This is a genomic window from Streptomyces sp. SP17BM10 (genome assembly GCF_036322405.1).
Taxonomy (GTDB): domain Bacteria; phylum Actinomycetota; class Actinomycetes; order Streptomycetales; family Streptomycetaceae; genus Kitasatospora.
Map to the genome: position 1 here is coordinate 40812 of NZ_JAQYXB010000526.1, position 25324 is coordinate 66135.

Consider the following 25324-nt stretch of genomic DNA (forward strand, 5'->3'; position numbering starts at 1 on the left):
TGGGTGGGATGTGGGGGTTCGGGGGGTTTGGCGGGCCCGGTGGGGGGTTGGGTGGATCAGGACCAGCCGTTGTCGGCGGCACCGGTGACGCTGGCCGGGGCGGGGGCGGACCAGCCGTTGTCGGCGGTGATGTGGGGGGTGGCCGAATCGGTGCCGGTGTGGCCGATAATGAGCGCGAGCGCGGCGGTGAGGGTGGAGGCGACGAGGGCGACGCGCACGGAGAGCGACTGCATGGGGTGGTCCTGTTCTGGGTGATCTGGTGAAATGCGGACCGGACTGTTCCGGTCGCCTTCTCTCGTGATCAGCTTGCCGTGCCGCCGGGGGCCGGGGGAGGTGCTCTGACATGCGGTATTCACGTCTGTCGTAAACACGAAGGGGGACAGAAGCGATGGAGTATGGCGAGTTGGGCGCCGAAGGCGGGGGCGGCCCGGCGGGGGAGCTGACGCCGGACGGGTTGCGGCTCTACGAGTACGCGGCCGCCGTCCCCTCGTTCACCCCCACGGAGGCGGGCGACGCCCTCGGGCTGGCGCGGCCGGAGCTGGCGCGGGCCCTGGAGCACCTGGAGGCGCTGCGCCTGCTGCGCCGGGACGCCGACGAGGCGTGCCGGTACGCCGTGGTCTCGCCGGAGTTCGCGGCCGGCCAGTTGCTGTGGCCGATGGAGCGCCGGATCCGTCAGCAGTCCGAGGACGTCGAGCGGATCCGGACGACCTTCGCCGCGCTGGGCCCCTGCTACCAGAACGGGCGGCAGGGCCGGCAGCGCGCCGAGGTGGAGGTCCTGACCGACCTCGAGGACGTCCGGCGGCTGATCGACGGGCTGGCCGACAACTGCCGCACCGAGGCGCTCCACGTGCAGCCGGGCGGCGCCCGGGATCCGGAAGCGCTGCTCAAGGCCCGCGCCAGCATGGGGCGGCTGCTGGAGCGCGGGGTCAGCAGCCGGTCGATCTACCAGCACCCGGCCCGCTACAGCCAGCACACGGTGGAGTTCGCCGAGTGGATGATGGAGCGCGGCGCGCAGGTGCGGACCCTGGCCGACGGCCCGGACCGCATGCTGATCTACGACCGCAAGGTGGCCGTGGTGAGCGTGCAGGGCAACTCCGCGCACGCGCTCGTCGTGTACGAGCCCAACCTCGTCGCCTTCATGGTCTCCTCCTTCGAGACCGCCTGGCGGGCCGCCGCCCCCTTCCCGGTGGGCTTCGACCGCGAGTGGGCCAAACAGATCTCGGACGACCTGCGCCAGTCCATCGTCCGGCTGCTGGCCGAGGGGCTGGACGACAAGTCCATCGCGCGCCGGCTGGGCATGTCGATGCGCACCGTCCAGCGGCACGTGGCCGAGATCATGCGCACCCTCGACGCCAAGAGCCGGTTCCAGACGGGATACCTGGTCGGATTGGACGAGGTCGGCATCTCGGATCGGTAGGAGGTCTCACCACTCGGGGGCGGTCCGGGGGCCGCCCAGCCCGCGGCGGCTGTGGCCCACGGTCATCGCGCGGATCACGGCCGGGGTGATCCGCCCGCCGACCAGTTCCTCCATGACCCCGCCGAGCGCCGCCGCGAGCCGCAGGTTCTCGTCCTGCGGGTGTGCGCGGGCGCGGGCGGCGGCCGGGGTCAGCCACCGCAGGCCGGCCGGCGGGGCGCCGGGCACCGTCAGCACGTACTCGTACTCGGTCCCGTACGGGCCGTCCTCCGAGGCTCGGACCCACCACGGCGGGACCGTCGGCCGGACCGTCCCGGCCGTCCAGGGGCGTTCCAGGGGCGACACCGGCGGGGTGACCCGGGACGCCGTGGTGCCGGTCAGCCGGGAGACGGCGTGCAGCGCGGCGGCGGCCGGGTCGGTGCCGTCGGGCACGTGCTCGCCGGGCAGGCCGGCGGTGGGGCCGGTGCCCGTACCGGGCAGGAGGCCGAGTAACCACGCGTGCCCGGCGTCCGTGCCGCTCGCGCGGGCGAAGACGTAGCAGCGGACGGCCCGTCCGTCGCTCGCGGTGCGGGCGGGGCTCACCGGGCCGGCAGCCGCTCGGGGAGGCCGAGCACGAGCAGCGCCAGGTTGACCCCGGGACGCCCGAGCTCCTCGCGGTAGCGGTCGATGACCAGGTTCTCCTCCGCGAGGGAGGTGCGGGAGCCGCCGGAGGCGACCCGGGCGTGGATCTGCTGTCTGGCGGCGGCGGTGCGGCGGCCGAGGAGCCGGATGATCTGCCGGTCGAGGGTCGCGATGTCGTCGGGCATGCGGTGCTCCGGGGTCGGTGGGGTCGAAGGGTGCGGTGCGGCCGACGGCGTCAGCCGACGGGCAGGGGGTCGGGCGCGACGGTCGTGGCGGTGCGGGAGCGGCGGCGGCGCACGGTGGTGAGGGCGACGGTGCCGCAGAGGCCGGCGAGCGGCAGCCACACCCAGGCCGCCTGTCCGGTGCCGATCAGGGTGACGCCGATCGAGGGGCCGAAGAACATGCCGATGCCCATCATCGAGTTGCACAGGGCGTTGGCGCGGGTGAGTTCGCGCTCGGGCACCCGGGAGATCAGCCAGGGATGGAAGGAACAGGAGTACGCGCACTCGCCGAGGGCGAAGAGCATCGCGTACAGCAGCAGTCCGGCCAGCCGGAGCGGGCCCGGTCCGAGGGCGGTGACACCGGCGGCGGCGAGACCCGCCACCCACAGCGCGACGGCGATCCGCAGCCCCTGCTCCTCGGGGCGCTTCTCCAGCAGCTTCGTGATCGGGCGCTGGAGCGTCACGATGACCACGACGTTGAGGGTGAGCATCACGGAGACCCAGCCGATGCCGGTGTCCATGAGCCGGTCGGCGACCAGCGGGGCGGTGGCCTCGAACTGGCTGTAGCCGAAGAGGTAGGCCCCGAACTGGAACAGCGCGGCGCCGAGGGAGGCCCGGATGAGCAGGCCGACCCCGAGCGAGCCGGTGCGGTCGTCGCTCGCGGCGGTCTCGCTTCCGTCGCCGCTCTCCGTGCTCCCGGTGTTCTCACCGCTCCCGGTGTTCTCCGGGACGGCCGGGACCCGGCGGGCCAGGGCGAGGGCGAGCGCCACCGGCAGGTAGCCGACGGCGTTCGCCACCAGGAGCCAGGTGATGGCCCGGTCGGAGAAGACGGTGAGGAACAGCCCGGCGACCAGCGAACCGCCCGCGAGGGTCGCGTTGAGGACCTGGTAGCGCCGGGCGAACACCCGGCGCCGCTCCTCCGGCGGCACCAGGGAGTTGACGATCGGGATGATGGCCGCCATGAAGCAGCCCTGGCCGGCGCCCCCCAGCACCGCCGCCGCGGCCGTGCCGGTCAGGGTGCCGCCCCCGGCCAGCAGCAGGAAGCAGCCGAGCCAGAGCAGCAGGCCGAGGATGCCCAACGCGTGCCGGGGCACGCGCACGGCCGCCGAGGCGAGCAGCAGCGAGACGGCCAGGTTGGCGAGGCCGGAAACGCCGTAGTAGACCGCGACCCCGGTGGTGCCGACGGCCGGCAGCGACGCCAGGTGGATGCCGATGAACGGGAAGACCATCCCGTAGCAGAACGACGACAGGCCGTGCAGGACCACGATGCGGTTGACCGACCTGCGGCGCAGCACGGCCGGGTCGACGGGGCTCCGGGGCATGGGCGGGACCTTCCTGAGGGGCGGGCGGGGATCAGCAGGGATCAGCGGGGGACCAGGGCGAGGACCCGGGCCGGGCTCCCCGAGCCGCCGACGATGGGCAGCGGCGCGGCGATGATCACGGCGCCCTGCGGGGGCAACCGGTGCAGGTTGCGCAGCTGGGTGATGCCGTACTTGTCGGCGCCGTGGAAGTACCAGTGGCAGGGGTAGGGCTGGTCCTCGAACTCGCCGGCCTGGCCGGCGTCGGTGCCGACGGTCTCCACGCCGACGCCGATGACCGGGGTCTCCTCGGCCAGCCAGCGGGCGCAGTCGGGGGCGATGCCGGGCGTGTGCCGGCCGTTGAGGAACTCCTCCTGGGAGCCCTGCCGCTGCTCCCAGCCGGTGCGGTAGAGCAGCCAGCCGCCCGGCGCGAGCGGGCCGTGCTCCTCCTGCCAGGCCTCGACGTGGTGGCGCTGGAGCAGGAAGTCGGGGTCGGCGGCGGCGTGCGCCGAGAAGTCCAGGACGGAGGCGGGGCCGACCAGGCGCTGCGGCGGGACCTGGGAGACGTCGTCGAGGTCCTTGCCGGTGATCCAGTGGATCGGCGCGTCGAAGTGGGTGCCGGTGTGTTCGGAGAGGCGGATGTTGTTCCAGTAGACGGTCGGACCGGCCTCGTCGTAGTGGCTGATGGCCTCGCGGGCGAAGGGCCACGGCTGGCCGCGCTCGGGCGGGAGCTGGATCAGCGGGGTCTGCTCGGACAGCGGCGAGGTGAGGTCGATCACCTCGACGGAGCCGTCGAGCAGGCCGGTCAGCAGCGGGGCGAGCGGCTGGGCGTCGGCAGCGGCGTCGGTGTCGGTGGCGGTGTCGGTGACGGCACAGGTGGTGGGCTCGACAGCGGTGGGCGCGGTGGTGGCGGGCATGTCACTTCTCTCCGGTGGTGTGGACGATGGTGGACCAGTGCTGGTAGTCCGGGTGCTGACCGCGGACCACCGCGTCGTACAGCTCCTGGAGCTTGCGGACGGTCGGGCCGGGGACGCCGTCGCCGACCGCGATGCGGTCGAGGCTGGTGACCGGGGCGACCTCGGCGAGGGTGCCGGCGACGAAGATCTCGTCGGCGCCGTAGAGCTCGGTGCGGTCGACCTCGCGGCGCTCCATCGGGATGCCGAGCTCGCGGCGGGCGATCTCGCCGATGGTGGCGACCGTGATGCCTTCGAGGACGCCGCTGGTGCCGGGCGGGGTGACGAGCTTGCCGTCGCGCAGCATCACCACGCAGGAGCCGGGCGCCTCGGAGACGCTGCCGCGCTGGTTGAGCAGCAGCGTGGTGTCGTAGCCGTTGCGGATCGCCTCGTGGTGGGCGAGACGGCTGTTGTGGTAGTTGGCGCCGGCCTTGATGCGCGGCGGCATCGAGTCGTCGCTGATCCGGCGCCAGGAGGAGACGGTGGCCGCGAGGCCCTGCTCGAAGCCGCGGCCGCGGGGGGCTCGGGTCGAGGTGATGTGGACGCCGGCGTCGTCGGTGTGGCTGAGCGGGTCGGCGTTCGGGCCCATGTTGAAGTACGCGACGACGCACACGTGCACGTCCTCCTCGAAGGCGTTGGCCTCGAGGACGTCGAGCACGCCCTGCTTGAGGTCGGCGTCGGAGAAGGGGATCTCCATCCGCAGGCTCTTCATCGAGCGGCGCAGGCGGGCGAGGTGCTCGTCGATGCGGAAGACCGCGAGGCCGGCCTGGCCGGGGCGGCGGTAGGCGCGCAGGCCCTCGAAGACGTTCGCGCCCCAGAAGGCGCCCTGCGAGCGGGCGTGGACGGTGCACTCGTCCCAGCCGACGACGGTGCCGTTGAGCCAGGCGTGGGTGGGGAGTTGGGGTGGGGTGGTCACTGGGTGCTCCTGGTGCGGGTCACTGGAAGAGGGGGAGACGGGCGCGGCGGTCAGGCGGGGGCGGCACGCAGCGGCGGTCACGCGGGGACGGGGACGCGCGCGGCGGCCGGCGCGGTGGCCGCGGCGCAGCGGGCGAGCGCGGCGCCGAACGCCGCGGGCCGGCCGGCGTCGACGAGCGCGGCCACGTGTCCGTCGGGCCGGACGATCAGGCAGGTGCCCTCGTCGGCCCGGTAGGCCTCGCGCAGCACGTTGTCGCGGTCGCGCAGCACGGTGACGCCCTCGGGCATGTCGGTGGCGGGACCGGCGGCCGGGACGGCGAGTTCGCCCTCGCGCAGGACGACGACCAGGCCGGCGGTGAGGCCGCGGGTGTCGGCCAGCGCGCGCTCGGCGAACGCGCGGGCGGTGTCGCGGTCCGGGGCGAAGTAGAGGCCGGTGAACCCGGCGCCGTACAGCTCGCGGACGCGGGAGGCGCCGGGCGCGGTGATCCGCGCGTCGGGGGCGAAGGCGCCCAGCAGCGGGTGGCGTTCGGCGGACTCGACCACCGGGGAGGCGACGTAGGTGTGCGGCTCGGCCATCGTGCCGCTGTTGACCTTGTCGCGGGCGCCCTGGAAGGGCCGGGAGAGGGTCAGCAGCACCTTGCGGGCGATCCGGCGCGCCAGCGTCGGCGGCACCATGAACGTGATGGTGGCCTCGGTGACGGCCAGGTTCTCCTTGGCGGCCGCGTGGCGCTCGTCGTGGTAGGTGTCGAGGAGGGCGTCCTCGGCCTTGCCCTGCATGACCAGGGCGAGCTTCCAGGCGAGGTTGTCCGCGTCCTGGATGCCGCTGTTCATGCCGCGGGAGCCGTAGGGCGGCAGGGAGTGGGCGGAGTCGCCGGCGAAGAAGATCCGGCCGAGGCGGAACTTCTCCACCACGCGCTGGTGGAAGCGGTAGGTGGACACCCAGTCGATCTCGTAGTCGACGTCGCCGATGACGGCGCGCACGCGCGCGTCGAAGCGGCCGTCGGCGCGCTCGGCCTCGATGTCCGTGCCGGGGGCGAGCTGCCAGTCGATGCGCCAGATGTCGTTCGGCTGCGGGTGCATGACCAGCTGGCGGCCCGGGTTGAACGGCGGGTCGTAGTGGAAGTGGCGCTCCTTGGCGAGCGGCAGCTTCACCTTGAGATCGGTGATCAGGAAGCGGTCTTTGTGGCTGTAGCCGGTCCACTCGACCCCGGTGAGCCCGCGCATCGGGCTGCGCACGCCGTCGCAGGCGACGACGTACCGGCAGCGCAGGGCGCGCGGGCCGTCCGGGGTGGCGGCCGTCACGGTGACGCTGTCGCCGTCCTGCTCGACGCCGGTGATCTCGTGGGCCCAGCGGACCTCGCTGAGCGGGTCGGACTCGACCTTCGCCAGCAGGAGCTGCTCGATGCGGTACTGGGAGATGTTCACGAACGGGCCGTAGCCGATCCGGCGGGTGTGCTCGGCGGCGCGGATCTCCTTGCCGCGCACGTAGGTGCGCGCCGTCGTCCAGGTGATGCCCTCGGCGCCGATGGTCTCCGCGCAGCCGAACTTGTCGAGGACCTCCAGCACGTCGCCCTGGATCAGGCAGGCCTTGGAGCCCTGCTTGCGCAGCTCGGGATCGCGCTCGAAGAGCACGCTCGGGATGCCGAAGGAGGCCAGGCGGGCGGCGAGGGCCAGGCCCACGGGGCCGGCGCCGACGATGCCGACGGGGATCAGGTCGCTGTTCATGCTGCCTTCTCGCTCTCTGGGTGGGCGGCGGAGCCGGAGGGGCGGGACGAGCCCATGGGGCAGGTGGGGGTGGGGGTGACGGAGGCGGCGGTCGAACCCATCGGGCAGGTGGGGGCGGTGGCCTCCTTGGCCTCCGCGACCGCCGGGGCCTCCGGGGCGTCCGGGGCCTCGGTGACGCTGCGGAACACCGGGATCGTCCGGACCGCGCTGAGGTACGGGGTGCCTTCCGTGGCGCCGGTGCCGGAGCGGGCGCCGAGCATCCGGACGGCGAGCCGGTAGTGGGTCTGGCGCCAGCGGCGCAGGGCGCCGGCGAAGCCGAGCATCGCGGCGGTCAGCAGCTCGTGGTCGGCGGCGGTGAACCGGGCGTCCGTGCGGGCGGCGGCGCAGGCCTCGTCGAGCGTGGGCTGGCCGGCCAGGATCCGCTCGCGCACCTCGGGGGTGGAGCGGTAGGCGGGGGAGTCCAGCCGGTCCTGGTCGGGGACCCGGCACAGCGACTCGACCAGCTTGTAGTTGCGGGACTGGATGGCGCTCGCGCCCTCGGTGAAGTCGCGGAAGGTGCGGAACGACTCGACCTGCATGGTGGCCAGCAGAGAGAACAGCGGGGCCGACTCGGCGAGGACGGTCTCGGCGACGGCGAGGTGGTCGGCCGCCTCCCGGGTCCGCGCGGCGTCCAGGTGGCCGATGGCGGTGCGGATGCTGAGCGCCAGCAGCGCGAAGGTGGTCTCGAAGGTCTGCAGCACCCGGATGAACATGTGCTCGTCGTGCGACACGTACACCGGCATGATGCTGAGCTTCAGCACCCGGCGCTCGTGCGGGTCCAGCAGCTCGCCGTCGGCGAACTCCCAGAGCTGGGCGGCCTGTCCGGCCGGGTCGTCGGCGGTGAGCCGCCCCTCGTACCCGAGCCGGGCGAGGGCGGGCGAGGCCACGCGGACGGCGAGCCGGCAGCGCTTCTCCACCAGCCGGGCGTCGGGGCGCATCTGCGGCAGCCAGGCGGTGCGGCCGGCGGCGGCGTCGAGCTCGAAGCGCAGCAGATCGGCGAGGAGCTGGACGGTCAGGCGGTCGCGGGTGGTCCGGGCGGCGTCGGCGGCGGCCGGGCCGTCGTCGGCCGTGGGGAGGCCGAGCACGGAGAGGGACGTGTAGCTGGGGTAGTCGTAGACGCCGTCCCACTTGTCGAGCGCGGTGTCCAGGAACCGTGCGAGCAGCAGGCGTTCGGCATCCGTGGCCCCGGTGGCCTGCTCGGCGAGCCGTTCGCGGGCCAGGGCCAGGGACTTGAGCGTCCCGTCGGAGACGAAGTGCTTGCCGACGCCGTGGAACTCGTCGGTCACCGCGGAGTAGGGGAACCGGCCGGGTACGGGATCGGCCAGCCAGTCGGTCAGCTCTTTCACGCTGAGGGTCTCGCCTTCGGGAGGGGGACGGGAGGGCGGCGCCGCGTCTGCGCGCGGTACTCGCGCAGGGCCCGGCACAGGGCCGCCACGTCGTCCGTGGAGTTGTAGTAGTGGAAGGACAGGCGCACGACCGGCCCGCGCGGGCTGACGGCGATGCCCCGGCTGGCCAGCCAGCCGGCGAGGGCGGCCGGGTCGGCGTCGTACAGGCTCAGGTGGGCGCCCTGGAACTCCGGGGCGCGGGCGGTGCGGACCCGCTCGCCCCGGTCGGTGAGGGTGGTCGCCGCGAGCTCGATCAGGCCGCCGATGTGGCGCCGCACGGCGGCCGGGTCGGTGCCCCGGAACAGCTCCAGCGCGGCGTTGGCGGCGTACACCGCGGGCACCGCGGGCGTGCCGGTCTCGAAGCGCCGGGCACCGGTCGGGAAGTCGAGCAGCTCCGGGTCGAACGCCATCGGCTCGACCCGTCCGAACCAGCCGGTCAGCTGCGGGTCCTGATCGCCGGCCAGGCCGTCGCGGGCGTAGAGGAAGGCCAGGCCGGGCAGTCCGAGCAGGTACTTCATCGTGCCGCAGACCAGGTAGTCGCAGCCGATCTCGGCGACGTCCACCGGCATCACGCCCACCGCCTGGTAGGCGTCGACGAAGGTCAGCGCGCCGGCCTCGCGGCCGGCCCGCACGATCTCCGCGACCGGCGGCCGCTCGGCGTACTGGTACGTCGACATCGGGACGGACACCAGGGCGGTCCCGCTCCCCAGGGCCGCCGCGTAGTCGGCGGCCCGGACCTCCCCGGTCTCCCGGTCGCCGGTGAACACCACCCGGGCCCCGCGCGGCCGTTGGGCGAGCCACACGTGGGCGACGGAGGGGAACTCCTCGACGGTCGTGACGATGTCGGTCCGGGTGCCGTAGGCGAGCGTGGAGGCCACCTGGTAGGCGCCGACGGAGGCGTTGGGCACGATCGCGACCTGCTCCGGAGCGGCGCCGATCAGCGCGGCGAAGCGCTGCCGGCTCTCCGTGACCTCCTGCTCGAACCGGTGCCACGGGGCGCCGTGGGCCGCCATGGCCTCCCGCATCCGCTCCACCGCCGCGTCCACCGCGTCGGAACGGGCCCCGAGGCTGCAGCTGGCGAGGTGGACGGTGCGCTCCAGCATGGGGAACGCGCGGCGGAAGGCGGCCGCGGTGACGGGGGACGGGGTGGCGGCGCCGTCGGCGCCGTTCACACCCCGGCCCCGGCGCCGCTCATCGGGCAGACCAGCGGGGCGTCCGGTGCGGCTCCTGACGCCGGCGCGGCTTCCGCACCGTCCTCGGCCTTCTCGGCTCCTTCGGCGAACTCGGGCGAGGCCTCGGCGTCCCCCAGGGGGCCGGTCAGCGTCAACTCCGTGCGCAGCTCCCACAGTTGCGGGAAGAACTTGTGGCCGATCAGCTTGGCCAGGAACTCGACCGGAGCGCCCTTGGTGCCGACGACGGAGTGCCCGATGACGCGGGTGGCCATCTTGTAGTGCTGGGTGCGCCACAGCGAGATCCGCTCGTCCCAGTCGATCATCGCCTCGGCCAGCCGGTACTCGGCGGTGTCGTGACCGCTGCGGTAGACCTCCACGAGGTCGGTGCCGCGCGCCTCGACCAGCCGGCGGAACGACTTGTCGAGCTCCTGGCTGACCTGCCGGGCCGCCTTCCAGCCCGGGGACTCGAAGCCCGAGCCGTGGCCGAGGACGGTGCGGATGATCTGGAAGTCCCAGGGGGCGAGGTGGCGCATCATCTCCAGCTGGTCGGCGGTCAGCCGCGCGCTGAGCGAGGCGCGGCCGAGCAGCCGGGCCGCGGTGTCCAGTCGTCCGGCGTCGATCTGCCGGGCGGCCTCCTCGACCTCGTGGCAGGCCAGCTTGAGCCAGAGTTCGGTCGACTGGTGGACGACCTGGAAGAGCAACTCGTCCCGGTGGATCACGTCCTCCGGCCGGCGCTGCAGCGACAGCAGGGTGTCGGTGCGCATGTAGCGCGTGTAGTCGTTGTCCCCTTCTCCGTCGAGTACGGGAACCGAGTAGTCCTTGGACACGGTGCTCCAGTCAGGCGTTCGTGGTGGACAGGGCGAGCGGCTCGGCGCGCACCCGGAAGTCCCTGGCAGTGGCGGTGACGGCGGCCTCGGCCGCGGCGGCGGTGGCCGCCCGGAAGCGGAAGCGGCCGCCGACGTGCTCGTAGTAGGCGTCCGCGTCGGGCAGCACCTCGCCCGGAGGCAGGACGGCCTCGGCGTACGGGCCGTCGGCGCGGCCGGTCATGGAGGTGGACTCGGTGATCCGGCAGGGCCGTTCGGCCGGGGCGGGCACGAGCATCCAGCCGGCCACCTCCCCGCCGGCGTGCGGCGCGGCGGCCGCCTCCGGCACCGGCGGGAGCGCCCCGCCCACCTGGAGCTGCCAGGCGGCGTGCATCAGGTCGTAGTCGTGCACCTCGCGCCAGAGGAAGGCGATCTCGGCGCCGCCCACCCGGGCGCCGCACTCCAGGAACCGGCAGACGACCCCGCCGTCCTCGTCGCGGTCGATGAACACTTCGAGGTGGAACACGGTGGCGCGGCCCGGGGAGAGCGCGCCGAGGAAGGCGGTGGCGGCGTGCTCGACGGCCGTGTTGACCTCCGGGTCGTCGATCTCGACGGAGCCGAGGAAGCTGCCGCCGCGGAAGCCCAGGCAGGTGTTGAGGTAGCGCGAGGCCCGCCAGGCCAGCAGGCGCCCGCCGTCGAAGACGCCGTCCACGTGGGAGACCGGGGCGTCCACGAAGGCCTGCACGAGCATCGGCTCGCCGTCCAGGTCCAGGTCCGCGACCTGCTCGGGGCCGTCCACCCGGACCACGCCGGCGCTCGAACTGCCGGTGCGCGGCTTGACGATGACGGGCCAGCCGGTGCCCGCGGCGAAGTCGAGGACCGCGTCGGCGTCGGTGGCGGCGGTGAAGGCCGGCACGTCCAGGCCGGCGTCCGCGACGGCCCGGCACATCAGGTACTTGTCGCGGAAGGCGATCTGCGAGGCCTGCCGGGGGCCCGGCACGTCCCACTCCTCCCGCAGCGCGGCCCCGACCAGCAGGTCGTCCTCCTTGAGGGCGACGATCGCGGCGGGCGCGCCGTGCCGGGCGGCGAGCGCGCGGACCTCGGCGCCGACGCGCGTCAGGTCGTCGGTGGCGGGGACCAGCACGACCTCGTGGGCCTCGGCGGGCACCGAACCGGTGCCGACCTCCGTCGACACGTAGGTGACGCGGTTCGCGGCGTGGTCGACGTAGCGGGTGAACTCGGCGTAGCGCTCGCGCCAGCGGTTCACGACCACGACGTGCGGGCGGTCGGTGGTGACGAGCTCTTCGGTGGTGGGGTGCTGCTCGGTCATATCCGGGACTCCTCCGGTCGGGCTGCCGGGTGGGTGAACACGCAGGTGCCGCGGGTGCCGGGGTTCGCGTACGTGATCACGGCCCCGTCCTGCGGCCTGAGGGCGCGGCAGAACGCGCCGCCGTACCCCTGCGGGGTGACGAAGACCCCCCAGTTCGCGACCCAGCCCTCGGTGCGCCCGCTCTGCGGGTCGACGACCTGCTCCAGGGCCGGCACGACCAGCTCCTGGGCGACGTAGTCCCGGACGGCGGTCCGCTCGAGGGCCTCCTGCCACTGCTCCTCGGTGACGTCGCGGCCGATGACCACGCCGTCGGCGCTGTAGCCGATGCCCGGCTTGAGGACCAGCGAGGTGCGGTGCGCGCGGGCGTGGGCGAGCGCCTCGGCGTAGCTCGCGTCGCCGGTGTCACCGCTGCTGTCGCTGTCGCTGTCGCCGCCGCCGCTTTCGCCGCTGAGCACCCAGGTGTGCGGCAGGACCCGGTCGACCAGGTCCTGTTCGGCCTCGGTCAGCGTGGCGCGGACCTCCGGCCGGTGCAGCAGGCCCAGCGCGGCCTTGCTGGTGAACAGGGCCCCTTCGAGCGGGGTGAACAGGGCGGTGCGGCCAGCCGCGTGGGCGCGGTTGAGTCGGGTCAGAGCCGCGCGGGCGACCGGGTCGCCGGCGATCTGGCCGGCGGCGAAGTAGCGCAGGACGACGTCGACCGGGCGGCCGTGCAGGGCGAGCTTGCCGTCCGCGCCCTCGGCCAGCTCCTGGATCTCGCCCAGCAGCAGCTCGATCCCGTGGCCGCGCATGTCCTCCTGGATGGAGAGGAACACGCCGTCGTGGTCGCCCAGCGCGCCCGGCCCCTCGATCAGGGCCACCACCGGGTGCACCGGGTCGGCGTCCGCGACGCCGCCGGCCGCCCCGCGCAGACCCGCCACCAGGTGCGCCATGGTGTCGGTGTGGTCCAGGCCGTTGGCCTCGGCGAAGGCGCGGAACGCGGGGACGTCGAGGAAGGCGCGGTTGAGCTGCGCGATGTCCACGCCGCCGAGCTCGCTGCCGACGTTCAGCTCGAGCAGCCGGAAACGGGCGCCGTCGTGGAAGGCGTCGGCGCGGGCGTACAGCAGCGGGTCACCGGTCGCGCCCTCGGTCATGACCTCGATCAGCTCGGGGGGCAGGCCGATGGCGGCGCCGTAGCGGTGGAGGTCGCCGCCGAAGCAGCGGCCCGGCAGCGAGACCAGGACCCGGAAGATCGCCGCCAGGTCGTCGGCGAACGCGCCGATCTCCTGCTCGGAGACGAACACCGGGCGGGGCAGCAGCAGGTGCCCGTAGGACGTCCCGTAGACGGCGGGGATTTCGGCCCGCGTGGTCAGGGTGCGCAGTCCCCCGTCCGGGTTCGCTGATTCCGTGACGTAGCGGGAGGTGACTGAACTGTCCATGGGCGGTCTCCAGTTCTGCCGGAGCAGGCGTGCCGGGGGCGGGGGCGGGGCGTGGATCGAGCGGGGTGTGGCTCGTGCGGGGTGTGGCTCGAGCGGGGTGTGGCTCGTACGGGGTGTGGCTCGTACGAGATGTGCGAGAGGTCGCAACGTTTGCGAGGAATCGCAAGGTGTGCGCGAGGTCGCGAGATGTGCTGCCCGTACGAGGTGCGGGTCGTACGACATGTGTGTCGGACGAGGTGTGCGGGTCGTACGGGCGGCCGGCGGGGGATCCGCGGTGACGTGCTCTCACTGTGGCACCGCCGGACGCCGGGATCCCGGGCTGCGGGGCAGCGCGTTTGCGGCTGGCGCAAACGCGTCAGGCGCGTCCGGGGCAGCGAAACGGGCCGAAGCCGGACAAACGTCCGCGGCGCCGGGTGGTGGCGGTTGCGCGACGCCCGGCCCGCTGCTTACCTACTGAGCACTGGCAGGGGCTTGTGTGCCCCGGGCGATCCGCGGTGACGACCGGACCGTCCAGGAGGAAGAACCCGCCATGTCCCGTCTGCAGTTCATCGTCGCCAGCACCCGCCCCGGCCGCGTCGGCCCCGCCGTCGCCGCCTGGGCCGCGGAGGAGGCCCGCCGCCACGGCGGCTTCGACGTCGAGGTCGTCGACCTCGCCGAGGTCGGCCTGCCGTTCCTCGACGAGCCCGGGCACCCCTCGGAGGGCGCCTACGTCCACCAGCACACCAAGGACTGGAGCGCCACGGTCACCCGCGGCGACGCCTACGTGTTCGTGATGCCGATGTACAACGGCGCCTTCACCGCGCCGCTGAAGAACGCCGTCGACTTCCTGTACCACGAGTGGCAGGACAAGCCCGTCGCCCTGGTCAGCTACACGGCCGGCCCCTCCGGCGGCGTCCCGGCCGTCGAGATGCTCCGCCCGGTGCTCACCCGCATCGGCTTCCGCGCCGCCGAGCGCAGCCTCTCGATCCCGCACGTCGGGGAGCTGACCGGGCCCGACGGCTTCGACGCCCCGGCCGAAACGGTCAAGGAACTGGCCGGTGTGCTCGCCGAGTTGGCGCAGCTGCTGGACTCCGCCCCCGCCCAGGCCTGAGAGGGAACAGCCATGTCCACACCGTCCGTGGTCGCTCCCGCCGAGCGCCTCGTCGTGGTCGGCAGCGGTGGCCGCGCCTACCGCGAGTACTCGTACCGATCCCTGCAGGCGCGCTACACCCTGTCCGCCGTCCTGGCCGCCGAGCCGACCTGGCAGCGTCCCCACCTCGACTCCTACGTCGTCACGGACCTGTCCGACCCGGTCGCCATCGCCGACGCCGTCCGCCTGCTGGCGGGCCCCGACGGTGCCCCGGTCGGCATCCTGACCTGGGACGAGACCGCCGTCGAGGCCACCGCCGAGGCCGCCGCCGCCCTCGGGCTGCCCCAGCTCTCAGCCGAGGCGGCCCGCAACTGCCGCGACAAGTACGCCACCCGCACGCTGATGTCCCGGGCCGGCCTCGCCGCCGTCCGCCACCGGCTCGTCACCACCGTGGACGAGGCCGTCGCGGCCGCCGCCGAGTTCGGCTATCCGGTCGTCCTCAAGCCCCGCGCCCTGGCCGGCAGCATCGGCGTCACCCGCGCCGACGACGAGGGCCAGGTGCGGGCGGCCTTCGCGCTCGCCGCCGGGGCCGCCTACGCCACCCTGCCCACCGGGCACGGCGTGCTCGTCGAGGAGTTCCTCGACGGGGAGGAGATCAGCGTCGACAGCGTCGTCCACGACGGCGCCGTCCACGTCGTGCACGTCGCCCGCAAGCGGCTCGGGTTCGCGCCGTACTTCGAGGAGGTCGGGCACCTCGTCGCGGCCTCGGTCGAGGAGCCGTGGGCGGCGCAGGCCCGGGAGCTGGTCGCCGGCGCGCACCGGGTGCTCGGCGTCACCACCGGCGTCACCCACGCCGAGGTGCGCCTCACCTCCCGCGGCCCGCGCCTGATCGAGCTCAACGCCCGCCTCGGCGGGGACCTCATCCCCTACATCAGCGCCTTCGCCACCGGCATCGACCTCGTGGTGGCCGCCGCCGAGCTGTCCTTCGGCCGCCTGCCCGACCTCGCCCCGACCCGCGGTGCGACGGCGGAGGTCCGGTTCGTCTACGCCGACTCCGACGGGTTCGCGCGGCCGCTCGACCTCACCGCCGCGGCGGCCGTACCCGGCATCGCGCACACCGCCGTCCTGGCCGAGCCCGGTGACCAGCTGCTCCTGCCGCCCCGCCAGGCCATCCCGCGGCTGGCCGCACTGGTCGCCGTGGGGCCGGACGAGGCCGCCTGCCGCCGGGCCCTGGACCGGGCCGAGGCGGCCGTCGACCGCACGGTGGAGCCGCTCGCGATGGCGGGAGCGGCCGCATGACCGCCCCCGTCGCCCCCGTGGCGCCCCCGGTGCCGGACGCCGTCGAGGTGGGCGTCGTCCCCGGCCCCGACGCGGCGCGCGCCCTGGCCGCCCGGCACGCGTACGTCCCGCTGTACATCGAGCTGCTCGCCGACACCCTCTCGCCGGTCACCGCCTTCGCCCGGCTCTGCGGCCCGGAGCTGGAGCAGCCCGGCCTGCTGCTCGAAAGCGTCGTCGGCACCGACAGCAGCATCGCCGTCGCCCGCTACTCGTACGTCGCCCACCGCACCCGTCCCGTCCCGCTCGGGGACGGAGATCCGCTGCCGGCGCTGCGACCGATCGCCGAGCGCGACGTCGCCCGCGTCCCGGGGCTGCCGCCCTTCCACGGGGGAGCCGTCGGCTACCTCGGCTACGAGAGCGTCCGCCACTTCGAGCAGCTGCCCACCGCGCCCGGCGCCGGGCCCGGCATGCCCGAGGCGGTGTTCCTCCAGGCCGACGACCTGGTCGTGTTCGACCACGCCACCCGCCGGCTGCTGATCACCACGCTCCACGACACGGCCGCGGAGACGTACGGGGACGCCGTCGCCCGGCTCGCCGCCACCCGCGACCGGCTCTTCGCCGACCGGATCCCTGCCGACGGCGGCGCGCGACCGCTCGCCCCCACCCGCACCGCCGATCAGCAGGACCGCTCCGCCTGGCGCGCCCACACCAGCGAGGAGCGTTTCCTCGACATGGTCGAGACCGCGCGCGAGCACATCAGGGCGGGCGACATCTTCCAGGTCGTCCTGTCCCAGCGGTTCAGCAAGCCGCTCGCCGCCCGGCCCCTCGACGTCTACCGCCACCTGCGCGCCGTCAACCCGTCGCCGTACATGTTCCACCTGGCCCTCGGCGGCGGCCGGCACGTCATCGGCGCCTCGCCGGAACTGCTGGTGAAGGTCGAGGACGGCCGCGCGCAGACCCGCCCGCTCGCCGGCACCCGCTGGCGCGGCACCGACGCCGCGACCGACGCCGCCCTGGCGGCCGAACTGCTGGCCGACGAGAAGGAACGCGCCGAGCACATCATGCTCGTCGACCTCGGTCGCAACGACATCGGCCGGGTCGCCGCCCCGGGCACCGTCCGGGTGGACCGCCTGATGGAGGTCGAGCGCTACTCGCACGTCATGCACCTTTCGTCGACCGTCAGCGGCCGACTCGCCGAGGGCATGGGCCCCTTGGACGCGCTGCGGTCGACGTTCCCCGCGGGCACCGTCTCCGGCGCCCCGAAGATCCGCGCCATGGAGATCATCGCCGAACTGGAGGAGGAGCGGCGCGGCGTCTACGGCGGCGCCCTCGGCTTCATCGGCACGGGCGGCACCCTGGACACCGCGATCGCCCTGCGCACCCTCGTCATCGCCGACGGGAAGGCCTGGGTCCAGGCGGGCGCCGGGGTGGTCGCCGACTCCGACCCGGCGGCCGAGTACCGGGAGACCCTCAACAAGGCGCAGGCGCTGTTCGCCGCCGTGGAACGGGCGGAGGCCTCGGCATGAGCGATCCCCGTCCGAGCGATCCCCGTCTGAGCGACGACCGGCCGAGCGGTGTCCGGAGGAGCCTTCCGCTGCGCGTCGCCGTCGTCGACAACTACGACTCCTTCACCTACAACCTGGTCCAGTACCTGGCGCAGGCCGGAGCCGAACCCGTCGTCCACCGCAACGACGCCGTCACCACCGAGGAACTGGCCGCCCACGACGCCGTCCTGATCTCGCCCGGTCCGGGCGATCCGGGCCGGGCCGGCGTCAGCCTCGCCGCCGCCCGGGAGCTCAGCGGCCGCCTCCCCCTGCTCGGCGTCTGCCTCGGCCACCAGGCCATCGCGGAGGCCTTCGGCGCCGACGTCGTCCGGGTCGGCCCGGTGCACGGCAAGACCGAACGGGTGCGGCACGACGGCACCGGCGTCCTCGCCGGCCTGCCCGACCCGTTCACCGCCACCCGCTACCACTCGCTCGCCGTCGCCCCCGGCTCCCTGCCCGGCGAACTCCTCGCCAACGCCTGGGCCCAGGACGGCACCGTGATGGGCCTGCGGCACCGTACCCACCCGACGTACGGGGTCCAGTTCCACCCGGAGTCCGTCCTCACCGAGGCGGGCCTGCGCATCGTCGTCAACTTCGTGGAGGCCGCCCGCCGCCTCCAGCGGCAGCCCGAGGAGGTCCGGTGAAGACCGCGCTGCGCACCCTCGCCCGGGGCGGCCGGCTGACCCGCGAGCAGACCGGCCGCGCCATGGCCGCCGTGCTCGCCGGGGAGGCCACGCCCAGCCAGATCGCCGGGTTCGCCATGGCGCTGTCCGCCCGGGGCGCCGACATCGAGGAGATCGTCGGGCTGGTCGCCACCGCCCGGAGCTTCGGGGCCCGCCTGGCCGGCGACGGCCGCGTCCTGGACACCTGCGGCACCGGCGGCGACGGCCACGACACGTTCAACGTCTCCACCACCGCGGCCGTCGTCGCGGCGGCCTGCGGGGTGCCCGTCGCCAAGCACGGCAACCGCAGTGCCTCCTCGGCCTGCGGCAGCGCCGACGTCCTGGAGGAACTCGGCGTGCACATCGACCTCGGCCCGGCCGAGGCCGCGGCCTGCCTGGACGAGGTCGGCATCACCTTCCTCTTCGCGCCGGTCTTCCAGCCCGCCTTCCGTCACGCGGCCGGGCCCCGCCGCGAACTGGGCGTGCGGACCGTCTTCAACGTGCTCGGCCCGCTCTGCAACCCGGCCGGCGCCCGGTACCAGACGCTCGGCGTCTCCGACCCGGCCCTGCTGGACGTCATGGCCGAGGTCCTGCACCGGCTCGGGACCGAACGCGCCCTGGTGTTCTGCGCCGAGGACGGCCTCGACGAGCTCAGCACCTGCTCGCCCTCGCGCGTCGTCGAACTCGCCGACGGACGCACCACCGCCTACCGCCTCGACCCCGCCGACCTGGGCCTCGCCCCCGCCACCCTGGCGGACCTGCGCGGCGGCGGAGCGGCTGAGAACGCGACGACCGTCCGCCGGATCCTGGCGGGCGAGACCGGCCCGCGCCGGGACATCGTGCTGCTCAACACGGCCGCCGCGCTGCGGGCCGCCGGTCGCTGCGAGGACTGGCGGCCGGGCCTGGCCCTGGCCGCCGAGGCCATCGACAGCGGGCGGGCGGCCGGCCTGCTCGACCGCTGGGTCGCGGCGAGCGCGCGGTCGAGCGCCGCGGCCGCCCGCGTGGCGGCGTGACGAACCCCATGAACGAGGAGTGCTCACCGTGACCAGGCCAACTGCTTTCTCCGGCGGATCCGTTCCGCCCGCATCGCCCGTCCGGCCCGGCCTGCTGGGCGAGTTGATCGAGGCCGCCCGGCGTCAGACCGAGACCCGGCGGACGGAGGTGTCCCTGGGCGAGCTGGCGGCGAGGGCCGCCGCCGCCCCCGCCGTCCGGGACTTCGGGGCCGCCCTGCGCGCCCCCGGCCTCGGCGTCATCGCCGAACTCAAGCCGCGCAGCCCGCTCAAGGGCCCGCTCACCGACGACTACCGGCCCGCCGACCTCGCCCGGCGCTACCAGGCGGGCGGCGCCTGCGCGCTGTCCGTCCTCGCACACACCGAGGGCTTCGGCGGGCGCCCGGAGGACCTGGCGACCGTCCGGGCGGCGGTCGAACTGCCGCTCATGCGCAAGGACTTCATCGTCGACGAGTACCAGATCGCCGAGGCCCGGGCCTTCGGGGCGGACGCCGTCCTGCTGGTGGTCGCGGCCCTCGACGAGCGCCGGCTCGCCGAACTGCACGGGTATGCACGGGACTTGGGCCTGCACGTGCTGGTGGAGGTGCACAGCGAGGCGGAAGCCGACACCGCCCTCGCCGCCGGCGCCGTCAACATCGGCGTCAACCACCGTGACCTCACGGACTTCAGCATGGACCTGGGCCTCACCGGGCGGCTGCGCCGGGTGGTCCCGGCGGACCGGGTGCTCGTCGCGGAGAGCGGCGTGCGCACCCCGGCCGACGCCCGGCGCCTGCGGGCCGACGGCGCGGACGCCGTGCTGGTGGGGGAGACGCTGATGACGTCCGCCGACCCGGCGGCGACGGTCGCGGAACTGAAGAACTCGTCCACGCACGCAACCACCGAGGAGAGGTCATGACGACCGCCACCTTCTTCCTGCCCGACCCGCAGGGCCACGTCCCCGACGCCGCCGGCTACTTCGGCGACTACGGCGGCACGTTCATCCCCGAGGCGCTCGTCGCGGCCGTGGACGAGGTCGCCGCCGAGTACGCGAAGGCCAAGGACGATCCGGCCTTCGCCGCGGAGCTCAACGACCTGATGGCCAACTACACCGGCCGGCCCAGCGCCCTCACCGAGGTCCCGCGCTTCGCCGGGTACGCCGGTGGGGCGCGGATCTTCCTCAAGCGCGAGGACCTGAACCACACCGGCTCACACAAGATCAACAACGTCCTCGGCCAGGCGCTGCTCACCCGCCGGATGGGCAAGAGCCGGGTCATCGCCGAGACCGGCGCCGGCCAGCACGGCGTGGCCACCGCCACCGCCTGCGCCCTCTTCGGCCTCGACTGCACCGTCTACATGGGCGAGGTCGACACGCGGCGCCAGGCCCTCAACGTGGCCCGGATGCGGATGCTCGGCGCCGAGGTCATCGCCGTGCGCTCCGGCTCCCGCACCCTCAAGGACGCCATCAACGAGGCGTTCCGCGACTGGGTCGCCAACGTCGACTCCACGCACTACCTCTTCGGCACCGTCGCCGGCCCGCACCCCTTCCCCGCCATGGTCCGCGACTTCCACCGCGTCATCGGCGTCGAGGCCCGGCGCCAGATCCTGGAGCGCGCCGGTCGCCTGCCCGACGCCGTCGCGGCCTGCGTCGGCGGCGGCTCCAACGCCATCGGCCTCTTCCACGCCTTCGTCCCGGACGCCGGAGTCCGCCTGGTCGGCTTCGAGCCCGCCGGACACGGCGTCGAGACCGGCGAGCACGCGGCCACCCTCACCGCCGGCGAACCCGGCGTCCTGCACGGCTCCCGCTCCTACGTCCTCCAGGACGAGGAGGGCCAGATCACCGAGCCGTACTCGATCTCGGCCGGCCTCGACTACCCCGGCATCGGCCCCGAGCACTCCTACCTCAAGGACAGCGGCCGCGGCGAGTACCGGGCGATCACCGACGACGCCGCGATGCAGGCCCTGCGCCTGCTCTCCCGCACCGAGGGCATCATCCCGGCCATCGAGAGCGCCCACGCGCTGGCCGGCGCCCTGGACCTCGGCCGCGAACTCGGGCCGGACGGCCTCGTCGTGGTCAACCTGTCCGGGCGCGGCGACAAGGACATGGACACGGCCGCGCGCTACTTCGGCCTGTACGAGGGCACCGCAGAGGGGGACGTGAAGTGAGCACCGTGCACACCGGCAACCTGGAACTGCTGACCACCACCCTCGCGAAGGCCCGCGCCGAGGACCGGGCTGCCCTGGTCGCCTACCTCCCGGCCGGCTTCCCGACCGTCGACGGCGCCATCGACGCCGTCAAGGCCGTCCTGGCGGGCGGCGCCGACGTCGTCGAGGTCGGCCTGCCGCACAGCGACCCCGTCCTGGACGGCGCCGTCATCCAGACCGCCGACGACATCGCCCTGCGCGGCGGCGTGAAGATCGCCGACGTGCTGCGCACCGTGCGCGAGGCGTACGAGGCGACCGGCGCGCCGATCCTGGTCATGACCTACTGGAACCCCGTCGACCGCTACGGCGTCGAGCGCTTCACCGCCGAACTGGCGGCGGCCGGGGGCGCGGGCTGCATCCTGCCCGACCTGCCGGTCCAGGAGTCCGCGCTGTGGCGCGAGCACGCCGCCCGGCACGGGCTGGCGACCGTCTTCGTCGTCGCCCCCAGCAGCCAGGACGCCCGCCTGGCCACCATCACGGCGGCCGGCTCCGGATTCGTCTACGCCGCCTCCCTCATGGGCGTCACCGGCACCCGCACGTCGGTCGGCAACCAGGCCGAGGACCTCGTCCGCCGCACCCGCGCCACGACCGACCTGTCCGTCTGCGTCGGCCTCGGTGTCTCCACCGCCGACCAGGCCCGGGAGGTCGCCGGCTTCGCCGACGGCGTGATCGTCGGCTCGGCCTTCGTCAAGCTCCTCCTCGACGCCCCGGACCTCCCGACCGGCCTCACCGCCGTCCGCTCCCTGGCCGCCGCCCTGGCGACGGGGGTGCGGCGGACCTGACGAAGGGCGCGGTGGGGTCGGTGCGGTGGGCGGTTCGACGCGCGGCCGAGGGCTGCCGGGATCCGGCGGGGTGCGCGGTTACGCTCGGCAGCGGTGAGTGCGGTGTGCCGCCGCACCGGATCGATGGCAGGAGGCCACGTCGTGTCCCGCGTGCGAGTCCACAACTTCTCGATCTCCCTCGACGGCTACGGCACCGGGGAGGGCCAGAGCCTCGACCAGCCGTTCGGCCACGCCGGGACGCGGCTCCACCAGTGGTTCTTCGGGACCCGGACGTTCCGCGGGATGCAAGGGGCCGAGGGCGGCAGCACGGGCGTCGACGACGCCGTGGCGCGCACGTGGAACGAGGGCATCGGGGCGGAGATCATGGGGCGCCGCAAGTTCGGCCCCCAGCAAGGACCTTGGGAGGACCACGACTGGAACGGCTGGTGGGGAGCCGAGCCGCCGTTCCACACCCCGGTGTTCGTCCTCACCCACCACCCCCGCCCGTCCGTCGAGATGGACGGCGGCACCACCTTCCACTTCGTCGACGGCACCCCGCACGAGGTGCTCCACCGCGCCCGCGAAGCCGCCGGCGGCCTGGACGTCCGCATCGGCGGCGGCCCCGGCACCGTCCGCGCCTTCCTCGCCGCCGACCTGATCGACCACCTCCACGTCGCGGTCGTCCCCGTCGTCCTCGGCCGCGGCGAGCGCCTGTGGGACGGCCTGGAGGGCGTGGAGGAACGCTTCCGCGTGGAGTCGGTCTCGACCCCGAGCGGCGTGACGCACGTGACGTTCACGCGGCCGTAGGGCGGCTGGCGGCGGTGACTCGGCTCTTGCACTCGGGAGGGGTTGACTTGCCGTCAGTGGAGTGCGCTCCGGCGGGGAATTAATTCGGCCGAGGGATCGGACGTGCCCGGTACGGTGGGGGCGGACGTGGTCAACGGGCCTGTGGGGTGCGGGTTGTGGCCCTGGGCGTGAGGTGTGGAGGGTGTCGGCGTGGTGCGTGGGACGAGGCCGGTGGAGTTGCTCGGGGAGTACCGGGCGCGGGGGGCGGTCGAGGCGGCGGATGTCGAGCGGGCTCGGGGGCTGCTCGGCCGTGGCGCGGACGCCTGGGACCGCGGGACGCCGCTGCACTTCACGGCGTCCGCGCTGATCGTGCACCCGGAGAGCTCGCGGGTGCTGCTGCGGTGGCACGTGCGGCAGCAGGCGTGGCTGCACGTGGGCGGGCACGGCGATCCCGGGGAGACGGAGGCGCTGGCGGTCGCGCTGCGCGAGGGGGTGGAGGAGACCGGGCTGACGGACCTCGCGCCCTGGCCCGACGCGGCGCTCGTGCACGTCGCCGTGGTGCCGGTGCCCGCCTCGACCCGTGAGCCGGCCCACGAGCACGCGGACCTGCGCTTCCTGCTGGCCACCGGGAGGCCCGACGCCGTCCGGCCGGAGAACCCGCAGTCGCCGCTGGAGTGGCTCACGGTGGCGCAGGCCCGGGAGCGGACCACGGAGGCGAACTTCCGCGAGACGATCGACCGCGCCGGGAGCCTGCTGGAGGAGCGGCGGCGGTAAATCGGGTGGCGGGCGGAGGCGGAACGGGTAGCGTCGGACCGTCCTGCCGTACACGTGAGGGGGATCAGTGGAGCAGACGCTCGAGGGCCAGACGCTCGTCTTCGACGCCGACGACACGCTGTGGGAGAACAACGTTCTCTTCGAGCGCGTCATCGACGGCTTCGTCGACTGGGTGGCCGCCCCCGGGGACGGGGAGCGGACGCGGGCCCTGCTCGACGGGATCGAGGCGCGGAACGTGGCGGCGCACGGCTACGGCTCCGAGGTGTTCCGGCTGAGCCTGCGCGAGTGCCTCCAGGAGGTCCACGGCCGCCCGGCGACGGACGAGGACGACGCCCGGATCACCGAGGTGCTGCTTCCGCTGACGAACCGCCGGGTCGAGCTGATCGAGGGCGTCGCCGAGACGCTCGCCGCCCTCGCCCAGCGTCACGAGCTGCTGATGCTCACGAAGGGCGCGGTGGAGGAGCAGCGGTGGAAGGTGGACGCCTCCGGCCTCGCCCACCACTTCCGCAGCGTCCACATCGTGCCGGAGAAGGACGAGGACACCTACCGGCGGCTCACCGTCGAGCTCGGTCTGGACGCCGGCCGCACCTGGATGATCGGCAACTCGCCCAAGTCCGACATCCTGCCCGCCGTCCGCGCCGGGCTGAAGGCCGTCTTCATCCCGCACGAGCACACGTGGGTCATGGAGCACGAGGAGCTCCGGCCCGAGGACGCGACGCTGCGACTGGCCCGGTTCGACGAGCTGTTGCGGCACTTCTGACGCGACTTCCGGCAGGACGTGACGACGTCGGGGCGGCCCTCCTGTGCCAGGGGGGGCCGTCCCCTTTCGCATGCCCGCACAGTGCCCGGTAGGGGGGTGCGGGCGGCCGGATAGGGGTTCATCGCTGTGTCGGGGCGGTCGGCTTCCCGGATTCAATGCTGCGCGTGATGGCGCGGAACGGAAACGAGGAGACGGGCAGTTGAGGACAGCGACGGAGGAGTGGATGCGCCGGTTCCACCCGGCCGACGGCGCCGCCGCCAGGCTGGTGTGCTTCCCGCACGCGGGGGGATCGGCGCCGTACTTCTACCACGTGGGGCGGCTGCTCGCCCCCGGGCTGGACGTCCTGGCGGTGCAGTACCCGGGCCGACAGGAGCGCCGGCACGAGCCGGTGATCGAGTCCGTGCCGGAGCTGGCCGACCGGGTGGTGGCGGAGCTGCGCCCGTGGCTGGACCGGCCGTTCGCGCTGTTCGGGCACAGCCTGGGCGCCGTCCTCGCCTACGAGGTGGCGCGCCGGCTGGAGGCGGAGGGCCGCCGGCCGCTCGGGCTGCTGGCCTCCGGGCACCGGGCGCCGCACGTCGAGCGGCACGACACCGCGCACCTGCTGGACGACGACGGGCTGATCGCCGAACTGCGCCGCCTCAGCGGGACGGACGACGCGCTGCTGGACGACGACGAGCTGCTGCGGCTCGTGCTGCCGTGCGTGCGCGGCGACTACAAGGCGGCGGAGACGTACGCCTACCGCCCCGGGCCGCCGCTGTCCTGCCCGGTCGTGGGCCTGACCGGGGACGCGGACCCGCTGGTGTCCGTGGCCGAGGCGCGCGGCTGGGCGCGGCACACGACCGGCGGGTTCGAGCTGGACATCCTCCCGGGCGGCCACTTCTACCTCAACGACCACGTGCCGGCTCTGGTGGAACGGATCCGCGCCTTCGTCGCGCGGGAGATGACGAGCGTCCACGCCTGAGACCGCGCCGGTGCCGGCACCGCGGCATTCCTCAGGGCACCGCACACACAAGGGAGTTCACATGTACCGCACCATGTTCAAGTCGAAGATCCACCGCGCCACCGTGACGCAGGCCGACCTCCACTACGTCGGCTCCGTCACCATCGACGCCGACCTCCTGGACGCCGCCGACCTCCTGCCCGGCGAGAAGGTCGACATCGTCGACATCGACAACGGCAACCGCCTGTCCACCTACGTCATCGAAGGCCCC

Annotated in this window: 26 protein-coding genes; 14 read left to right on the forward strand and 12 right to left on the reverse strand. The window is 74.1% G+C overall.

Going from position 1 to position 25324, the window contains the following annotated elements; all coding sequences use genetic code 11:
* Nucleotides 1-56: 56 nt before the first annotated feature.
* A complete protein-coding gene (locus PUR71_RS10835) occupies nt 57-233 on the reverse strand; it encodes a hypothetical protein (RefSeq protein WP_329926498.1) in 177 nt (58 codons plus the stop codon).
* A 155-nt stretch (nt 234-388) separates the two neighbouring features.
* On the opposite strand from PUR71_RS10835, the gene PUR71_RS10840 reads away from it, so the two are divergent.
* Nucleotides 389-1417, forward strand: a complete 1029-nt coding sequence (locus tag PUR71_RS10840; RefSeq protein ID WP_329926500.1) for a helix-turn-helix transcriptional regulator — start codon at nt 389-391, stop codon at nt 1415-1417.
* A gap of 6 nt (nt 1418-1423) precedes the next feature.
* Here the strand turns inward: PUR71_RS10840 and PUR71_RS10845 are convergent, their stop codons facing one another.
* The 11 genes from PUR71_RS10845 to PUR71_RS10895 all read right to left on the reverse strand — a co-directional run bounded on the left by PUR71_RS10845 (nt 1424) and on the right by PUR71_RS10895 (nt 13288).
* Nucleotides 1424-1996 (reverse strand): hypothetical protein, encoded by a 573-nt coding sequence (locus PUR71_RS10845; RefSeq protein ID WP_329926502.1) that lies wholly within the window; start codon nt 1994-1996, stop codon nt 1424-1426.
* Nucleotides 1993-2220 carry a chorismate mutase gene (locus PUR71_RS10850; protein ID WP_329926504.1) on the reverse strand — a complete coding sequence of 76 codons (228 nt, stop codon included), beginning with the start codon at nt 2218-2220 and terminating at the stop codon, nt 1993-1995. Before PUR71_RS10850 ends, PUR71_RS10845 begins: the two co-directional genes overlap by 4 nt.
* A 50-nt stretch (nt 2221-2270) precedes the next feature.
* Nucleotides 2271-3578, reverse strand: a complete 1308-nt coding sequence (locus tag PUR71_RS10855) for an MFS transporter (RefSeq protein WP_329926506.1) — start codon at nt 3576-3578, stop codon at nt 2271-2273.
* Nucleotides 3579-3619: 41 nt separating this feature from the next.
* Nucleotides 3620-4471: a cyclase family protein gene (locus PUR71_RS10860; RefSeq protein ID WP_329926508.1), complete on the reverse strand. Its 852-nt coding sequence runs from the start codon at nt 4469-4471 to the stop codon at nt 3620-3622.
* A 1-nt stretch (nt 4472) separates the two neighbouring features.
* The gene (gene ilvE, locus PUR71_RS10865) at nt 4473-5423 is read right to left on the reverse strand and encodes a branched-chain-amino-acid transaminase (RefSeq protein WP_329926510.1); all 951 of its coding nucleotides are present in this window, start codon (nt 5421-5423) and stop codon (nt 4473-4475) included.
* A 77-nt stretch (nt 5424-5500) separates the two neighbouring features.
* Complete coding sequence (locus PUR71_RS10870; RefSeq protein ID WP_329926512.1) at nt 5501-7147, reverse strand: FAD-dependent monooxygenase; 1647 nt, start codon at nt 7145-7147, stop codon at nt 5501-5503.
* Nucleotides 7144-8532, reverse strand: coding sequence for a tryptophan 2,3-dioxygenase (locus PUR71_RS10875; protein ID WP_329926514.1), 1389 nt, complete (start codon nt 8530-8532; stop codon nt 7144-7146). The genes PUR71_RS10870 and PUR71_RS10875 overlap by 4 nt, the downstream gene beginning before the upstream one ends.
* On the reverse strand, nt 8529-9743 hold the full coding sequence (locus tag PUR71_RS10880) for an aminotransferase class V-fold PLP-dependent enzyme (protein WP_329926515.1): 1215 nt from the start codon (nt 9741-9743) through the stop codon (nt 8529-8531). Before PUR71_RS10880 ends, PUR71_RS10875 begins: the two co-directional genes overlap by 4 nt.
* On the reverse strand, nt 9740-10570 hold the full coding sequence (locus PUR71_RS10885) for a tryptophan 2,3-dioxygenase family protein (RefSeq protein WP_329926517.1): 831 nt from the start codon (nt 10568-10570) through the stop codon (nt 9740-9742). Before PUR71_RS10885 ends, PUR71_RS10880 begins: the two co-directional genes overlap by 4 nt.
* Before the next feature lie 10 nt (nt 10571-10580).
* Nucleotides 10581-11876 carry an ATP-grasp domain-containing protein gene (locus PUR71_RS10890; protein WP_329926519.1) on the reverse strand — a complete coding sequence of 432 codons (1296 nt, stop codon included), beginning with the start codon at nt 11874-11876 and terminating at the stop codon, nt 10581-10583.
* Entirely contained in the window at nt 11873-13288 is a 1416-nt protein-coding gene (locus PUR71_RS10895) for a hypothetical protein (protein ID WP_329926521.1), read from the reverse strand. The genes PUR71_RS10890 and PUR71_RS10895 overlap by 4 nt, the downstream gene beginning before the upstream one ends.
* Before the next feature lie 529 nt (nt 13289-13817).
* Between PUR71_RS10895 and PUR71_RS10900 the strand changes: the two genes are divergently transcribed.
* The 13 genes from PUR71_RS10900 to PUR71_RS10960 all read left to right on the forward strand — a co-directional run.
* Nucleotides 13818-14378, forward strand: a complete 561-nt coding sequence (locus tag PUR71_RS10900; RefSeq protein ID WP_329926523.1) for an NADPH-dependent FMN reductase — start codon at nt 13818-13820, stop codon at nt 14376-14378.
* 12 nt (nt 14379-14390) lie between these two features.
* Nucleotides 14391-15656 (forward strand): ATP-grasp domain-containing protein, encoded by a 1266-nt coding sequence (locus tag PUR71_RS10905; protein ID WP_329926525.1) that lies wholly within the window; start codon nt 14391-14393, stop codon nt 15654-15656.
* Complete coding sequence (locus PUR71_RS10910) at nt 15653-17161, forward strand: anthranilate synthase component I family protein (RefSeq protein WP_329926527.1); 1509 nt, start codon at nt 15653-15655, stop codon at nt 17159-17161. The genes PUR71_RS10905 and PUR71_RS10910 overlap by 4 nt, the downstream gene beginning before the upstream one ends.
* Complete coding sequence (locus PUR71_RS10915) at nt 17158-17823, forward strand: anthranilate synthase component II (protein WP_329926529.1); 666 nt, start codon at nt 17158-17160, stop codon at nt 17821-17823. The genes PUR71_RS10910 and PUR71_RS10915 overlap by 4 nt, the downstream gene beginning before the upstream one ends.
* Complete coding sequence (gene trpD / locus PUR71_RS10920) at nt 17820-18854, forward strand: anthranilate phosphoribosyltransferase (protein ID WP_443077418.1); 1035 nt, start codon at nt 17820-17822, stop codon at nt 18852-18854. Before PUR71_RS10915 ends, trpD begins: the two co-directional genes overlap by 4 nt.
* A 28-nt stretch (nt 18855-18882) precedes the next feature.
* Nucleotides 18883-19746 (forward strand): indole-3-glycerol phosphate synthase TrpC, encoded by an 864-nt coding sequence (trpC, locus tag PUR71_RS10925; protein ID WP_329926531.1) that lies wholly within the window; start codon nt 18883-18885, stop codon nt 19744-19746.
* Complete coding sequence (gene trpB, locus PUR71_RS10930; RefSeq protein ID WP_329926533.1) at nt 19743-20993, forward strand: tryptophan synthase subunit beta; 1251 nt, start codon at nt 19743-19745, stop codon at nt 20991-20993. The genes trpC and trpB overlap by 4 nt, the downstream gene beginning before the upstream one ends.
* Nucleotides 20994-20998: 5 nt before the next feature.
* Nucleotides 20999-21814, forward strand: a complete 816-nt coding sequence (gene trpA, locus PUR71_RS10935; protein ID WP_329926543.1) for a tryptophan synthase subunit alpha — start codon at nt 20999-21001, stop codon at nt 21812-21814.
* A gap of 141 nt (nt 21815-21955) precedes the next feature.
* Nucleotides 21956-22600 carry a dihydrofolate reductase family protein gene (locus tag PUR71_RS10940; RefSeq protein WP_329926534.1) on the forward strand — a complete coding sequence of 215 codons (645 nt, stop codon included), beginning with the start codon at nt 21956-21958 and terminating at the stop codon, nt 22598-22600.
* Between the two features lie 192 nt (nt 22601-22792).
* Nucleotides 22793-23353, forward strand: a complete 561-nt coding sequence (locus PUR71_RS10945) for an NUDIX domain-containing protein (RefSeq protein WP_329926536.1) — start codon at nt 22793-22795, stop codon at nt 23351-23353.
* A 67-nt stretch (nt 23354-23420) separates the two neighbouring features.
* The gene (locus tag PUR71_RS10950; RefSeq protein WP_329926538.1) at nt 23421-24113 is read left to right on the forward strand and encodes an HAD family hydrolase; all 693 of its coding nucleotides are present in this window, start codon (nt 23421-23423) and stop codon (nt 24111-24113) included.
* Nucleotides 24114-24336: 223 nt separating this feature from the next.
* Entirely contained in the window at nt 24337-25074 is a 738-nt protein-coding gene (locus tag PUR71_RS10955) for a thioesterase II family protein (RefSeq protein ID WP_329926545.1), read from the forward strand.
* A 61-nt stretch (nt 25075-25135) separates the two neighbouring features.
* Nucleotides 25136-25324, forward strand: a 189-nt coding sequence (locus PUR71_RS10960; protein WP_329926540.1) for an aspartate 1-decarboxylase, incomplete at its 3' end; no start/stop codon positions are given.

Bases quoted from the DNA above. Each gene is read 5' to 3' on its own strand.
- PUR71_RS10905 (WP_329926525.1), top strand. From the start codon at position 14,391: ATGTCCACACCGTCCGTGGTCGCTCCCGCCGAGCGCCTCGTCGTGGTC.
- PUR71_RS10855 (WP_329926506.1), bottom strand. From the start codon at position 3,578: ATGCCCCGGAGCCCCGTCGACCCGGCCGTGCTGCGCCGCAGGTCGGTC.
- PUR71_RS10850 (WP_329926504.1), bottom strand. From the start codon at position 2,220: ATGCCCGACGACATCGCGACCCTCGACCGGCAGATCATCCGGCTCCTC.
- PUR71_RS10895 (WP_329926521.1), bottom strand. From the start codon at position 13,288: ATGGACAGTTCAGTCACCTCCCGCTACGTCACGGAATCAGCGAACCCG.
- PUR71_RS10870 (WP_329926512.1), bottom strand. From the start codon at position 7,147: ATGAACAGCGACCTGATCCCCGTCGGCATCGTCGGCGCCGGCCCCGTG.
- PUR71_RS10840 (WP_329926500.1), top strand. From the start codon at position 389: ATGGAGTATGGCGAGTTGGGCGCCGAAGGCGGGGGCGGCCCGGCGGGG.
- PUR71_RS10910 (WP_329926527.1), top strand. From the start codon at position 15,653: ATGACCGCCCCCGTCGCCCCCGTGGCGCCCCCGGTGCCGGACGCCGTC.
- trpB (WP_329926533.1), top strand. From the start codon at position 19,743: ATGACGACCGCCACCTTCTTCCTGCCCGACCCGCAGGGCCACGTCCCC.
- PUR71_RS10900 (WP_329926523.1), top strand. From the start codon at position 13,818: ATGTCCCGTCTGCAGTTCATCGTCGCCAGCACCCGCCCCGGCCGCGTC.
- PUR71_RS10860 (WP_329926508.1), bottom strand. From the start codon at position 4,471: ATGCCCGCCACCACCGCGCCCACCGCTGTCGAGCCCACCACCTGTGCC.
- PUR71_RS10890 (WP_329926519.1), bottom strand. From the start codon at position 11,876: ATGACCGAGCAGCACCCCACCACCGAAGAGCTCGTCACCACCGACCGC.
- PUR71_RS10835 (WP_329926498.1), bottom strand. From the start codon at position 233: ATGCAGTCGCTCTCCGTGCGCGTCGCCCTCGTCGCCTCCACCCTCACC.
- PUR71_RS10915 (WP_329926529.1), top strand. From the start codon at position 17,158: ATGAGCGATCCCCGTCCGAGCGATCCCCGTCTGAGCGACGACCGGCCG.
- PUR71_RS10955 (WP_329926545.1), top strand. From the start codon at position 24,337: ATGCGCCGGTTCCACCCGGCCGACGGCGCCGCCGCCAGGCTGGTGTGC.